This window comes from Kangiella profundi (assembly GCF_002838765.1).
Classification (GTDB): domain Bacteria; phylum Pseudomonadota; class Gammaproteobacteria; order Enterobacterales; family Kangiellaceae; genus Kangiella; species Kangiella profundi.
Genome location: NZ_CP025120.1, coordinates 949,905 through 964,916, shown reverse-complemented (window position 1 = coordinate 964,916; position 15,012 = coordinate 949,905). Strand labels below are relative to the sequence as shown.

The 15,012-nt window shown below is 42.0% G+C and carries 15 protein-coding genes; all 15 read right to left on the bottom strand.

What is annotated here, in order from left to right:
- Positions 1–416 precede the first annotated feature (416 nt).
- A complete protein-coding gene (locus CW740_RS04615) occupies positions 417–1,127 on the bottom strand; it encodes a ParA family protein (protein WP_106646440.1) in 711 nt (236 codons plus the stop codon).
- 89 nt (positions 1,128–1,216) lie between these two features.
- Positions 1,217–4,165 carry a PilC/PilY family type IV pilus protein gene (locus tag CW740_RS04610; RefSeq protein ID WP_106646439.1) on the bottom strand — a complete coding sequence of 983 codons (2,949 nt, stop codon included), beginning with the start codon at positions 4,163–4,165 and terminating at the stop codon, positions 1,217–1,219.
- 11 nt (positions 4,166–4,176) lie between these two features.
- Positions 4,177–4,734 carry a pilus assembly PilX family protein gene (locus CW740_RS04605; RefSeq protein ID WP_106646438.1) on the bottom strand — a complete coding sequence of 186 codons (558 nt, stop codon included), beginning with the start codon at positions 4,732–4,734 and terminating at the stop codon, positions 4,177–4,179.
- 4 nt (positions 4,735–4,738) lie between these two features.
- Complete coding sequence (locus CW740_RS04600) at positions 4,739–5,539, bottom strand: PilW family protein (RefSeq protein ID WP_106646437.1); 801 nt, start codon at positions 5,537–5,539, stop codon at positions 4,739–4,741.
- Positions 5,536–6,135, bottom strand: coding sequence for a type IV pilus modification protein PilV (pilV, locus tag CW740_RS04595; protein WP_106646436.1), 600 nt, complete (start codon positions 6,133–6,135; stop codon positions 5,536–5,538). The genes CW740_RS04600 and pilV (CW740_RS04595) overlap by 4 nt, the downstream gene beginning before the upstream one ends.
- Entirely contained in the window at positions 6,132–6,683 is a 552-nt protein-coding gene (locus CW740_RS04590) for a pilus assembly FimT family protein (RefSeq protein WP_106646435.1), read from the bottom strand. The genes pilV (CW740_RS04595) and CW740_RS04590 overlap by 4 nt, the downstream gene beginning before the upstream one ends.
- 170 nt (positions 6,684–6,853) lie before the next feature.
- Complete coding sequence (locus tag CW740_RS04585) at positions 6,854–7,264, bottom strand: type IV pilin protein (RefSeq protein ID WP_106646434.1); 411 nt, start codon at positions 7,262–7,264, stop codon at positions 6,854–6,856.
- Entirely contained in the window at positions 7,258–7,758 is a 501-nt protein-coding gene (locus tag CW740_RS04580) for a GspH/FimT family pseudopilin (RefSeq protein ID WP_188459749.1), read from the bottom strand. Before CW740_RS04580 ends, CW740_RS04585 begins: the two co-directional genes overlap by 7 nt.
- On the bottom strand, positions 7,748–10,927 hold the full coding sequence (locus CW740_RS04575; RefSeq protein WP_106646432.1) for a pilus assembly protein: 3,180 nt from the start codon (positions 10,925–10,927) through the stop codon (positions 7,748–7,750). Before CW740_RS04575 ends, CW740_RS04580 begins: the two co-directional genes overlap by 11 nt.
- Positions 10,928–10,936: 9 nt before the next feature.
- The gene (locus CW740_RS04570) at positions 10,937–11,479 is read right to left on the bottom strand and encodes a pilus assembly PilX family protein (protein ID WP_157826394.1); all 543 of its coding nucleotides are present in this window, start codon (positions 11,477–11,479) and stop codon (positions 10,937–10,939) included.
- 16 nt (positions 11,480–11,495) lie between these two features.
- On the bottom strand, positions 11,496–12,248 hold the full coding sequence (locus CW740_RS04565; protein WP_106648019.1) for a PilW family protein: 753 nt from the start codon (positions 12,246–12,248) through the stop codon (positions 11,496–11,498).
- Positions 12,249–12,260: 12 nt separating this feature from the next.
- Entirely contained in the window at positions 12,261–12,932 is a 672-nt protein-coding gene (pilV, locus tag CW740_RS04560; protein ID WP_106646430.1) for a type IV pilus modification protein PilV, read from the bottom strand.
- Positions 12,933–13,095: 163 nt separating this feature from the next.
- Positions 13,096–14,031: a 4-hydroxy-3-methylbut-2-enyl diphosphate reductase gene (gene ispH / locus CW740_RS04555; protein ID WP_106646429.1), complete on the bottom strand. Its 936-nt coding sequence runs from the start codon at positions 14,029–14,031 to the stop codon at positions 13,096–13,098.
- A 3-nt stretch (positions 14,032–14,034) separates the two neighbouring features.
- Positions 14,035–14,472, bottom strand: a complete 438-nt coding sequence (gene fkpB, locus CW740_RS04550) for an FKBP-type peptidyl-prolyl cis-trans isomerase (protein WP_106646428.1) — start codon at positions 14,470–14,472, stop codon at positions 14,035–14,037.
- Positions 14,472–15,005 carry a signal peptidase II gene (lspA, locus tag CW740_RS04545; RefSeq protein ID WP_106646427.1) on the bottom strand — a complete coding sequence of 178 codons (534 nt, stop codon included), beginning with the start codon at positions 15,003–15,005 and terminating at the stop codon, positions 14,472–14,474. The genes fkpB and lspA overlap by 1 nt, the downstream gene beginning before the upstream one ends.
- Positions 15,006–15,012: the final 7 nt, after the last annotated feature.

Genomic DNA, 15,012 nt, shown 5'->3' with positions numbered 1-15,012 from the left:
GGGCTGGTACAAATTCAACAGACATAAAAAAAGCCCGCGCAATGGCGGGCTTTATCGTCTTTCAAAAGACAATACCCCGCCCTAGTCGAACCACCACCAGTTTGTCGTTAGGAATGATTTAATTTTTGCAGGTATTGTCATAGTTAATTTCTCAGTTTCAGTTGTCGTATATATCTGCTATTACTTTATCCAGTTGCTCTAGGCATAAAAAAAGCCCGCTTTTGCGGGCTTCTTAAATTCTTGTGTCGTATTAATATCTTACAAACAACAAAAGGCCCGCTACTAAGTAACGTGCCACCACCAGATGTTTTGTGCGATATTCATATTCATGTCTTGCAATCTAAACCAATTTATTTTCAGGGTCAACAGTTTTATTTTCTAATAATAATCAACGGTCATAAATGAGCGTTTAGTATTTACTTCCCCTTAGCAAACCTATCTACCTGGTTTTCAGTTTTAAGTCTGGACTTAGGAAGCTGAGATATTAGTCGTTCTATATTTGAAGTTAATGACCAAATTTCAAGCTTTGCTGCAGGGTCATGCCATTCTGCTACAGTCAATCCCTCGGCAAAAGAGTCTAGATAAGCTACTCGGTTACCTAGTTTTGTTGGAAAGTCTTCCATTCCTAACTCCTGCTTAGCGTTTGCAACAACATTGTCCGCAGAGTTAGTTCTAACACGGTAACGATTCCAGCAAATTCTGGCTTCCAAATTAGGATTCAATCCCCTAGCTTCATCAACTATTTCTGCAAGATGTTTTGTTGACCAGACTTCTATTGGCGAAGGGCTGAGAGGGATAAGCGCCAGGTCAGACAATAGGACAACTGCCCTGGTTAGATTTGTGATCCTTGGGTGTCCATCTATCAGGATGTAATCATATAAATCAGTATTCTCACGAACTTGCTTTTGCAGGTGTGCAAGGTTCTTGGATGATACAACATCCATGTTTTCAATGAGATACTGCTCGTCGCGGACACGATACCATGTTTCGAGAGAGCTTTGTGGATGATCAGTATCGATCATCAGGACTTTGCTTTTATCAGACAAAGTTGAGGCAATATTGGCACATAAAGTGGTTTTACCTGCCCCACCTTTCATTTGGACAAAACTAATGACTTTTGCGCGCACAGAAAATCCCCGTATCCTGTAGTTTTACATAATTCTACATGACACGGGGCAATTCGCAAGCCAGAGCTTTCATCTTTAATATCAATAAGTTAGTTGCTCTTCAGTTGCTCAAGCTCTTTCTTTGTCAACTCGCGCCATTTAACTGTATTTAATTCGTTTAAATAGTCGCATTCTGCCCCACTACAGATAACTTCGAGACCAACCAGCTTAACAACATCTCCCGCACCACCATTACCATCGTCTGGATAAACAATAGTTGGCTCAGGTGCAATACCTAGGAAACCTAAGTTAGTCGATCGTACATACTCAACAAACTCACCATTCTGATTATTTTTCTTGAAGAATGTGGGCTTTCCGTCAAGTACGCTCACAGTGTATAACTTATTTTGCCCCGCAACGGCGCTACAGGTATTTTCCTCATCTGAGCCGGGTTTAAAGGTAGTAAACAGTACTCGGTAGTTAATGGTTGAAGCATCAGCTAGAACCTTCTCTCCATCAGCAAGTCTGATATACCAACCATTATTTTTTGTTTCATGATCTAAAATATCAAATATTCCAACGTATCGACCTTTAGTTTCATCATTAGGATCAGTATCAATTTTATTAGTCACATCATAGAGAGTACTTTCATTAAGCACCTGGTCAGGGTAGCCCCCAGCCAGTATATTCTTGTCATAAAACACATAGAATCTATCATTGGTATCTTCAGCCAGAGGATGGGCTCTGTAGCCTGAACCCACGGCTATAAGCGCCATTGTTTTACCACGAAGCTTTACAAAAGATACATCAGGACGATTATAGAATCGTCTATTGCCTGCGACTCCTGTACCGGCGATATCGGCAACTTTCACGCCATAAATCTGAGTATTACTGTTTTTATCTTCTTGAGTAATGTCAAAACGGAATAGCTGGCCGCCCGTATCTGTTGCATAGATATGTTCAAATGTTCCACTGCCTCTTAAATCACCGGCTGAGAGATCTGCTGCAAAACTGTTAGTTAGCAGATTAGCGAAATCCCCACCTCTTCGATCAATGGCATTCTCTTTAGCGTTCCAAAGCATTTGCCCTGAAACTGCATCGGCAATAAAGATATTACGACCAACGGTATCGGGTGTATTGGCTTCTAGTCCATGTTTATCCTGATTCTGAGCATCATAACCACCACCAAAGATCATGACTAACTTTTTGCCGCCTTTCCACTTAATATGACCGATGATTGGCTTGGACCATGTTTGTCCCAGTCCCTCATAATAATGAACAGTATCCCAACTAAGACCAGCAGTAGTTTCTTCCGAGGTTGCTAAATCACCGGTAATAGTAAACATGAGCTGTGGCCTTGCCGAATCAGAAATATCAATCGCATAGTAGTTCTTACCACCACGACGCATTCCGATATACAAGTAAGCTTTTTCACCATTATCTACTTTGCCATTTCGGTTTCCATCCTGATGATAAACAGTAATATCACCGTCAAGGCCATAGATGCGGCTAGAAACACTGGCCAATGAATTGTTTTCGACCAAAGCAGCAGTATTTTTTAATAACTGACGAGGTATAAAAGACCATTCTTCTTTACCGCTAGTATCAGCTGAATTTATTGCATGCAAATAACCCTCATTATCGCCCATGAACAACAAGCTTTTGTCTGCATAATCAACCACAACAGGTTTTGAATGAAGTGGATCACCGTAACGATTAATGCTTCTGTCCATAACATCATCATCGTTGGTGTCTATATCCACAGAACCATTAAATAGCCACTGAATATGGCTGTTTAACTGAGTATCGGTGGCCGTCGCAGGCAGGCCAAGCAGTGAGCGCGTGATTTTATTATTAGTTGTAGTGAGCTTATTCTTTTGCGTCCAGAGATTTTTTTCCAGGATATTAGAATAAACGTTACGCGGCATATCCATGGCTTGCGCAGCACCACCAAGCGCCAACTTATTACCATCTAGTAGACTCCAGGCGCTTGAAGCTGATTCTAGAAATTGACCATTATCATCCACTGCAACAGCATCATTGCTATCAACGACATTTCCGTCTTTTAAATAATATTTTTTGAGATTACCATGCCAGAACTGAGTTTTAGCAGGCTGAAACATAGCAAGGAAAAGCTCATTACTACTATTTAAGCGGTTGCTTTGACTAAAAGGTACGCTTGGAGCAACCATCATACTTTGCTCAATGTCGGTTTCAATAGAAGACTTAAAAGCGTCAACTAGGCCGGCTGTACTGTCTGCGGTATAGCTATTTCCACTTCCAGCCTCGGCAACACCTTCTAAAAAGTTCTTAGCGTCAGCATCTTCAAGAGCAAATGCAATAGTGTGTGTTTTGACTGTCGAAGGAATGATATTTTCAAGTTGGTCTACTGATGACAAATACCTAGCAAGATTTTGGGAGCACTCTTTACCATCATCTCTCCAAGAACAGCTTTCTCCAGTCAAATTCTTTATTTCATTCCAATATTTGTAATTGCTGTAATCTAGACTATTGGGTTGCCCGTCTGTAAGGAAAACTATGTTACTAGCATTACCACAACTTGGTGTTATAGGAGAGGAAAGCCCATCATATTCTCCGCGGAAATAACTAGCAGCCTCATATAATGCACCTGCTGTCAAAGTGCCGCCATTTGCATCAAGCCCATCAATAGTATTTAACAACACCGCTTTGTGGTTGTTTTCACTTAGCTTTTTTATTTCATGCTGAAGCGCAATATTTTCACCAGATGAGTATGTAAGAATACCTACTTTCACATTATCAGGTAAATCATTCAGAAATAAATCCAAAGCCTCCTTCATAATATCTAAGCGCGATTGCTCCCCACTTCCGGGATAACAACTTGGATATGGATTGCCTCTTCTATCAAATCTGCACTCTTCAGTTGTGAATGCCATTGAACCAGAAACATCAAGTACTAATAGCAAATTAACGTCTTTAGCCTGTCCAAAATACACTTCGGTATCGTCTGCTTGCAATAAAACAGGCATTAAGCCTGTAATTATCAATAGCGCTGTTATTAAACTTTTTTTAATAATCATAATCCCCTCACTTAAAGCGTTTTATTGCAACTACGCACAGCACTTACCCACTCTTCAATATGAGTATTTGCTTCGCCGACATCAGCGACATCATTTTTATTAACATCAAGGTTACCTTCACCAATCAATTGGAATGAATGGCAACCTAACCCTGTGTTATCCCAGGAATTACCCAAACATTTTAGAGCCGCAGTTTCGCAGTCGTGATAAAAAGCTTCTACCTTTGCTTTTAGAATCTTGTCTGACTCAAGTCTCACATCTGAATCGCAATCAACCAAATCACCATACTCATTAGTGCATTGCACATAACCGTTTTTTGGAGCTGGCAAGGTATCCCAATAGGCGTCCTCAGCTGTTTCCACTATATGAGAAGCGTCATAATGGTAGGTGCTGACATAGGAACTATTAGCAGTCTGGGCAGCGTGAAAAACCATAGTGTCTTCCTGATTAACCACCGCAATTTTTTGCGATGAAATGCCTGAAGACATAATAGAAACACCTAACAGTGCCATTATGGCCAAAATAATCAGGCCCATGATTAACGAAAAGCCGTTTTGATTATTAGTCATAGAACTACTCCGAAACCAATAACGAATCTGGTGGTTGATGCCCATTGTTGTTTAACACAATGGTGCTCGTGAAAACTTTACGATATCGTCCGTCATTGAATGAGTATGGCCCTTCATCCAAAACACCATTCAAGCTAACATTTTTATCAATGACATTTTTCTCGTCAGATGCGACTGAGAATGCTATTTGCAAAGTTTGTAAAAGGGAGATATCACTTACTGAGTCAGAGGTTACATATTGCAATCCATTGGCAGTTAGTACGCCGTATCTAATCTGGAAACTTTCTACGTTCTTAATTAAGCTGGCACCGTTACACTTCAGCTCAGGCAAGCCATCGGCAGTAGCTTGGAGCTGATACTGATTTCTTACTATTCCATCAGCAGGCTTATCACCTATACAGTTTTCTTCACCATAATAGCGAACAGTTAAACCGTCTGAGGCTTGTCCGCCGGTTACTTCGATATTATCTGTAAGCTGATCAAATGGTGCAGCCAAGCTATGGCCATCAACAGTTACAATATCGCTATCAACCCAACCTGCTTTTCGCAAATCACTGACAAGATAGTTCATGGCAAAACGTCCATTGTCATGAACGTGAGTCATTGCAGTGTTGAGACGGTATGTTTGTTTGCTAGAAACAAATAACATCACGATTCCAGCGATGATAATAAGGCCAATCAACATAGCAACCATCATTTCAACTAACGTAAATGCCTTAGTGTTAGAACGGCTTAAAGGCTTCATAGACTGTTTTCCCATTGATGAATTAGTTGCCGATACCCGATTCACATTTGAATTAATCATGGAACTATCTCCAACTGGACACAGGCGTAATCACTGTCTAATCCAAGTTCACTTTGACAACGAGTATTTTGACTGTATTCAGTTTTTCCGCTGACATCTTCGCGCTCAGTACCTTTCCAGGCTAAGAACAGCGACATACGCGAACCATAGCTACATTTATCAGTGTCGCCAGTCTCGTCGCGATCAAAACAACTAGCACCTACTATTCCCGTAGGAATTTTGGTATCAACCAAACTGGAACAAACCTCAAAAATATCCTGTTTGGCCAAGTCACTCATAGAACAGTTAGAATCGGAGTCGCAAGATGCTTCTGGGATAATGCCACTCTCAATATCACACCATTGATAAACAGACTTAGATGCAACATCTCCGGTATAGGCATTTGCTAACCCGAAATCATTCTTCATGTACTCTGCATTATTACGAATACGAGCAGCCGCATCTTCGAGAATTATGCTTGCCTGCGAACGCGAGAATGAATCCAGAGAGCTGTTTAATGCGCCCATTTGCAAAGCTGCATACCCCAACAGACCTATACTCACCAAGAGAATGGTGATGAGCACTTCCATTAAAGAAAAGCCCGCTTGTTTTATCATGATGAAACCCCACACTCTTGTTTAATATTACTGACCTGCACCCTTCCTGATGCAAGCATGGTTAACCTCCTGCCTTTGCCATTAGCGTTACAAAATATAAGTCCGCTATCACCTAAGGGATTCAAATTTGAGGTCATACCGTTTGATTTAAATATGATGGATTGTTGCTGATGGCCTACAAAGACAACAGGCTCAGCAAGTTGCTCCTGTTTGTATACTGCAGAGCTGTTTGTAGAAGAATCCAAAGGAATTAGTTCCCAGCCATTGCCCCAACTGTTATTCACTGCTGTTATTTGGATACTAGTATTAGTTTCTATCGCTAACTGGCGAGCTTTTTGGAAAGAGTCAATTAACTTAGAGGCTGTTTCATCAAGTAACTTAGAGGAAAATAGATTGAGTAAAAGATGACAAGCACTTAATAAAAAGCCTGCTAATAAGATAATACTAATAAATGATTCAACAAGGCCAAATCCAGCTTGTTTCTGAAAGTGTCCTTGATTAATGGATACACGCTGCATCCCAACTGTAACTTCACTACCCCAGCTCATAGCTCCCTCAATCTGTTAAGGTTCCACCAATTGCCGGATTTATTCTAGAGATTCAAGAGATGTGTACTATTTGAGATATGTATTTAAATTGTAGGGTTTTGTATAAAAAACAACCCGTTCACAGAACGGGTTGGATACAATATTGCTTGTAGGTATAAAGATTCTATCGGTTAGTCAGGCCAGTTAGGATTTCCGTTATATGTCTTCTGTCCAGCTTGGTTTATGGTTAAATCACCATCTCCTTCCATTGAGCCAGTGTCAGCAGCTCTTATCCTGTATGTTGTTGCTGATAAGTTTTCAAGAGACAAGGTGTAATACGCGGCACCACCATCAACTGGCACTTGTGTATTGAAGAAGTCACCCAGAACAGCTCCATTGTATGAGAAATTTGCAGCTTTATATCTCTCCATTGCTTCAGATGCCGCAAGTAGTGCTTGCATCGCATCATTTCGCTTGCCCTTTTTGACCTGCTCAGTGTACATCGGCACCGCAATAGCTGCCAAGATAGCAACAATGGCAACCACAATCATGACTTCCATTAAGGTAAATGCTTTAATTCTATTTCTTTTCAAAGTTAACATCCCCCAACATCAATTTTAGACACAGTAACATTGCCAGCACCAGCTATATTAATCGAGCGCCCAGCACCTCGATCATCACAAATGGTCAATGTACCCCAACCACCAAGATTACTCATAATGCCTCTAGAGGTAAAAACAATATTATTACCTGGTGAAGCATTCTCACTCATAGAGCTTGGATAGGCTTCAATTTCTCTTACGATTTCCTCACCAGCATCGAATGTACCACTATCGTTAGCATCGACGAAAACTCGCCAGCCCTGAGACCAATCGCCACCATTTGGCTCAATAGCTACCTGCTGACGTGAACCAATGGCTTCATTACGAGCCGCTGATACCGAGCTAACAATATCGTTACTAAAACCGACCAAGCGATTATTCATTATCAGGTTTCTCATGCCCGGAACGGCAATTGCAGCCATAATGGCCACAATTGCAACAGTTGTCATCAGTTCGATGATTGTAAATGCTTTAGTGTTCTGTTTACTCATCATCAGGTTTCTTCCGCCAGTTAACACGTATAACTCCATCATACCCCTTGGTTAACGCCTCAGTAAAGGCGTCATCTATGACTTCGTTACCAACTAGACCAATAAATGCCGCATCGTCACCGCCTGAAGTATTCGCTCCACTCGTGTACAACAACTGGAACATTGGTGGGATACCGTCACTAATTAGATCAATGGTTCTGTTGAACTCATCGAAGAATGAAGTTCCATCAATGAGATTAACACCATACAACTTACCACTACCAACAACAGGTGAGCAGATCACAGTGCCGAAATCATAAGTTGGCACATAGGAGGTGAAAACTATTTTACCAAACAGAATTCTAGCTTCTGAAATAACCTTCTCGCCCTGGTAATCCTTAGTGCTTACACTACCATCGGGGTTCGTTGTAGCTATCTGAAGACCGGTCATCTTAATGTACCAGCCATCTTTAGCCTCAGCCGTAGGATCTGCTGGTTCCTGCGCTGCAACAATATCTGGACTATTGGTTGGATTCACTTTATCAGTTACATCCAACAAATCTCCATCAGTTTCCCCTGACTTAAAAGTTATTAAGTCATAAGTAGGGGTTTCTTGTAGTACTCCCGTATCCCTTAGCATAAAGAAATGATCTTGGATTGTTGTGTTCAGAGGATGTGGTCGATAGCCTGTTCCTACCGCAACTGCCACAAAAGAATTACCATTCGGGCGAGGAATAAAAGCTACAGAAGGAGCATAGAAGAATCGAGCCTTGTCTTTCTCTGTTAGGACACCATAGTTTGCATCAAAAATTTGACCGCCCGTAATTTTAAAGCCATCAGTTTCATCTTCAAAAATATCCAAGCGGAATATCTGGCCATCTACATCACTGACGTATAAATGGTCAACAGTAGTGTCATTATTTAACGAAATCGCACGTATATTTGCCGGTACCGCAGATAACTGCGAATGCAAAGTTGGCAATGCTTCAGACAACTTCCATAGTACTGATTTACTGTTAATGTCATAAATAAAGACGTCATTTCCTTTACTTACTGTTCCGTTAAACTCAGAACCATCGAAATCAGTCCCTGTAAGATCATGATCTTTATTACCATCTCCATCATGATCAAAGAGCTGATCAACTGCCGTGTCGTAGCCACCACCAAATATCACCACAGTTCTGACACCATTCGGCTGACTGGCGTCTTCGATATTGGTAACAAGTGGGGTTGACCAGGTTTGTCCTAGAGTCTCAAATCCAGAACTTCCGCCTTCGATTTTGAAAAGATATTTAGGCTGATTTGGTGTACTAATATCCAAAACATAGTAGTTATTACCGCCTCGACGCATGCCGATGAATAACAATGCCTTTTCTGCCGTTTCTACTTCTTCAGTAGCGGGGTTGTCTGCTAAATCTATGCGAGTATTCCCGTTAGAATCAGCGTGGGCAATAAATATTTCACCATCTAACCCATAGTTATGCAGGAATGAATTACCATCAATCGGAACATCAACTAAGAACTCTTTCATCTTTCCAAGCATATCGTAAGGGATATAACTCCAAAGCTCTGAACCATTACTAATATCAATCGCATGCAGGTAACCAAGGTTGGTTCCCATAAACACTACGGATTTATCATCAGTACTGTCGTCGTAATCGTTGTACTGAACAACTTTAGGTACACTATGTAATGGGTCTCCCACTAAACGCTCTGACTGGGCTACATCTTCAATCACATATTGTGTTTCAGCGACTGTAACTGTTGTTCCCGTGTCGGGATCTGTATACGTTAAAGGTGCATCTAACTGTATCGCGACATCCTTTCTACTGAAGCCCAGAGTTCTATCCTTAATGTCCTGAAACTCTTCATCTGTTGCTCCATCCATCAGAAAGTCAGCTTTACCCGTCGAATCTTTAACTGAACTAAGTGCGCCATTGATGTCAGTATAGAGGGTTCTTGTCCAATCGACGTAAGTGTTGTACTGAGGAAAATATGGGTCAGGCTGACTTTCCAAGAACTGATCCAGCTCCGCTGCAGCACCTCCAAGTTCAACTTGGTTGCCGTCTGCAGCATCAGACCAAATACTCCAGGAACTAGTAATTTGGTTTGTTATGTCATCTCTTTCCTCGTTGAATAATCCCGTATTTGGGTTTACAGCTAAGTCTCCGGGCTGGTCAACCAGATTACCACCACTAATTTTGTACTTCTTAAGGTTACCAGGCCAGCGAGCAATGTTGTCCGCCTGGAACTGCGCAAAGTAAAGGTGATTATCATGATTCAAACGGTTTTGTTGACTTACAGTCACACCGGCCTGCACGAAACTAGTCCCTTGTGCTGCTACCTGCTCAATAATGTCGCGTAAAATTTGGCATAAGCCACCTTCAGCTTCACATGGAGTCGATGCATCATAATCAATCGCTTGTTGTGTACCGCCCTCTCTTGCCCAGTTATCAAGGTTAGCAGCGTTTCTACCGGTTGCACCCGGATCAATTGAGTAGGTTTGAACATTTAAAACTTCACGCATATAGCGAACAAGATCTGAATCATCACAATCACCACCACAGTATGACTCAGGTACAATGCTAGCAACATCCCCAGGCCACTCATTACCATTGATTTGTCCTCGAGCTAAAACAACCATTGCATTAGTACAACCTGGATCATTGTTACCAGTATAGCGACCATCAAAGATTGCTCTAGGGTGAGTTTCGCCAGTCTCATATTTAGGAAGACCGCCTGTAAAATAACGAGCAATTTCAGACATGCCCTGTACCGTTGGAGTATTACCTGAAATCGTGCTACTTAAACTAAGAGAGTCGACAACCTCCTCAAAAGTCGGGCTAGTTGGCGCATCAAAAGCAATTGTAGGGTATACAACAGCAGCCTCTGGTCCTTTATTTCCTGGCCCTTTTCCAATTAATGTTAAGCCTAAATCAACTTTTTCGCTGACAGTAGGGTCATTAGCTAGTTTATTCAAAGCAGATTTTAATTGATCAAGCAAACCTCCACCATTCATGGCCGAAGAGTAATCAAGACCAATCATGATTTTAGGCTTAGGTAGCGCCAGCGAGTTTCCATCAAGGAAATAAACTTCAGTATCATCAGCATGCGCTGTCGTGAAAGCAAAAGGTGTAGCTACATAAAGTCCGAGTAGCGCACCTTTAAGCAATTGCGATATAAACTTTTTCATAGCAACACCTTATAGAGTTAGTTCTAAATCTTTACCCGCTGTGAAGCAGCCACCCACTTTCGTGACCCAGCTTTGAACAGCGACATTAGTCTTTTCGGCAACAGTTGCATCACCGGTAATTTTCCAGGCATTACAGCCAATACTTGGCGATACACCCAACTCAAAGTTGGGGCATGTTCCACAACCAAGGTACTCAACGCGAGAGTAGGCAATAACGTTTGCATTGCCCTCAAATGCTGTTGCACAGGCAGTTCCGTCATCAACTGCCGTTAGTTCTCCACCGGAACCTAAGCAGTATTCCTGCCCAACCTCGGTTTCTGAAGTATTTGTACCGTAAAGAGCATTGCCTGCGATTTCATCCCAGTATATGGTTGCACTTACTGCACTTTCAGCAACGTGAAATGCTTCATTCTCCAGATAAACATTGGTCGAAGATTTTTGCTGAATAACCGAATCAGACATACTTGCTACACCTAGCACGGTTAGTATTAATAAAAAGATGAGGACCATTGCCAAGGTCACACCTTTATTCTTGGGTAATTGCTTTCTCATAATTCTTTCCATCACATTAAGTGGTAATTACGAATTCAGGTTTGTTTGGAACAGAAATGGTAGTCGAAAAGATCTTCCGCGCCTTTTTATCATTTACATCATAGGTATCATCATGACCCATAACACTAAAGCTTTGTGCATTAGTATCCGGGCGAATGTCATTGCTAGATGAAAGGATCAGCATAACTTTTACGGCAGCGATTGACTCACGTTCATTTGTAGCAACTTGGTCTGCTCTGACAAATTTATTGGGAACTGTGTCGCCATCGGTATCAATACCGTATAAAAAGTGCAATGCGTCTACATTACTAATCAAAGGCTGTGGATCACCAGCAACACCCTGACACATTAATTGACCGCTATCGACATAGTAGCGATTTTCTACAATGCCGCCACTGGCATTGCCTAGACAGTCAGTTGGGGCTTCATAGCGAATTCTAATTGAATCGCTTGCAGCGGCAGAGCCACCGTCTGTTGTGCCACCAGCAAAGTCAAATGCGGGAGAAGTATAGAAGCCGTAGCCTTTTTCCTCTACGTTGGCCCAACCAGCGTATTGAATATCATTAGTCAGGTAATACATAGCAAAACGACCACTTTCCTGCATTTGAGCAATGCTAGATTGTGTGTCGTTGGAGCGCTTCATACCAATAAACAGATAAGTTAATCCACCCAATAAAATTAGACCAAGCAAAATAGCGACCATATACTCAATCAGTGTAAAAGCCTGCTGTTTACTTTTAAGGGAGTGCATCATTTTTGAATTAATCATCAGTCAGCTCCTTTAAGGCATGATGTCTATGATTATGCAGTCATGTCCTTGCTCAGGCGGCAGAAAGTCGTCACAGCGGGCATTTCTTATAATATTCTGACTTTGACCCACATCCTCACGCAGAGCCCCTGCCAACCAGTAGGTATAAATCGATAATGTCGATCCAGGTGAACAGGCATCAACGTCTCCACCCTCTCTATCAGCACAAGATACATAGACTTCGCCACCGACCATCGGATTATTATCCACGGTATTGGCTACAGAGCCGTCAAATCCACTTAGGGTTGCACAAACTTTCCACACATCAAATTCAGCCTGCTGTTCATCGGTACAGTTGGCTCCAGCACCATTACAAGCTTGAGGTGGTTCAGTGGTGCAGTTGTTGTATAGGGCATTATTTAAATACGTATTACCGACATTCGCAGAACCATCCCCTTGGTTTATGAACTTACGGTTACCGCGCATTGAAGCAGCTAAATCCTGGCCAATCAATGTCGCCTGAGTACGCGCCAACCCTTCCTGATTTGAATTGATCGACGCCAGTTGTAAAGAAAGGAAGCCCAATAAGCCAATCGCAATGATGATCATCGCAATCAAGACTTCCATTAAACTGAAGCCCTTCTGTTTCGAAGATATGAGCTTCACTTTGGGGTGTCCGGATGTTTTGAATTTTTGCTTTAACATTATCTGGTCCAAAATAAGTTTTTCACCAGTATGTTATACGAAAACAAACCTTCAAGATCACGAACTAATAGACAAACGGTAAGATTTAGCCGATAAACGGTTATTTATCGGCTTAAAGAATGGAAAATGATAAGAATCAGGTAGTTAGAATGACTCTAAATGCTTATTCTGCTCGCAATTCCGCTGGAAGTACGAATACGATATTTTCTTCGACTCCCTCAGATTCAAGTGCTGTTGAACCACCCTGAGATTCGAGGTATTTAATGACATCCTGCACAAGAATTTCAGGTGCAGAAGCACCGGCAGTTACGCCGACTTTCTTGACGCCTTCAAGCCAACCAGCATCAATCTCAGTAGCATTATTGATTAAATAGGAACGGCACCCCTGATTTTCAGCCAGTTCCTGTAAACGACTGGAGTTAGAGCTGTTCTGCGCACCTACAACTAAAATCAGATCGCACTCTGCTGCCAGTTGCTTAACTGCATCTTGACGATTCTGGGTGGCATAACAGATATCATCTTTTTTGGGGCCCTGAATATTCGGGAACTTGCCTTTTAATGCATTGACCAGTCGCTGAGTATCGTCGACCGATAAGGTGGTTTGAGTAACATAGAAGAGTGCATCTGGATTTCGAACCTGGAGTTCAGCCACATCCTGCTCATCTTCAACCAGATAGATGCCCGCTTCGGAGTTGTCATACTGGCCCATGGTTCCTTCCACTTCCGGATGACCTTTATGTCCAATCAGCACGCACTCTTCGTTACGACGACTGTGGCGAGCAACCTCCATATGAACCTTGGTCACCAATGGACAGGTAGCATCAAAGACCTTGAGGTGACGCTCTTTAGCTTCATGACGAACCTGTTGTGAAACACCATGCGCGCTAAATATAAGCGTTGAGTGCTCAGGAACCTCATTGAGATCTTCGATAAAAATGGCACCTTTCTCACGCAGACCATCAACCACAAACTTGTTGTGTACAACTTCATGTTTGACATAAATAGGTGCACCGAAAATTTCAATGGCGCGATTAACAATCTCAATTGCGCGGTCTACACCAGCACAAAAGCCTCGAGGATTAGCTAAAACAATATCCATCACTCATTCCTGATGCCGAATATCGACAACTTCAACTTCTACAATAATATCCTGATCAGCCAGCGGATGATTGAAATCCACCTTGACTGAATGACCCTTTACTTCACGGACCATGCCCGGAATCGCTCCGCCGCCCATCTGTTCAAAAGCGATGATGGATCCTTCTTCAAGCTTCAGATCAACCGGAAACTGATTAATATCCATAAAGTGAATATTATCAGGACTGGCAGGACCGAAGAAATCAGAACCATGAATTTCCAGCTTTCGAGTTTCACCCTTTTCGGCGCCCAATAACTGGAATTCAACTTTGTCCGTCAAACTACCATCACCAAAGATAAACCAAACCGGCTTACCTCCAACTCGGGTACTATCTGCTGCTGAGCCATCCTTAAGCAAAATATTAAAATGCACTAAAGCCTTAGAATTTGCTTCTATTTTCATTATTTATTCTCGTCTTTCTTTGGCTTGGACTTATGCTCCGGATTGACAAATGAATCAATCAACAAAAGTCCAACGCCTATTAGGATAACGCTATCAGCAATGTTAAAGGTTGGCCAATGGTATCCATCTATGGACACATACCAGTCAATAAAATCGATGACATAACCATAAACTATACGATCAATTAAGTTTCCGAAAGCACCACTTAAAACCAGCGCCATGCCAATATTGGACAGCTTTTTATGCGACTCGGTGCGCCACATCCAGAAGAGAAGTAACAGACTGATGCCAATCGCTATTGCGGTAAAGAACCAACGCTGCCAACCACCGGCATCTCCGAGAAAACTAAAAGCGGCACCATAGTTATAGGCAAGATTTAAATTAAAATGCGGCATCACCTCAATGATGGGTCCGCCATGAACAGGCGCCAATGCAGTATTTGCCCAGGTTTTAGTAACCTGATCAATAATCAACAAGACCACGGTCAGCCACAACCACACCAGTCCAGACTGTTTAAATGGCAATTTTTTCATTGTCATC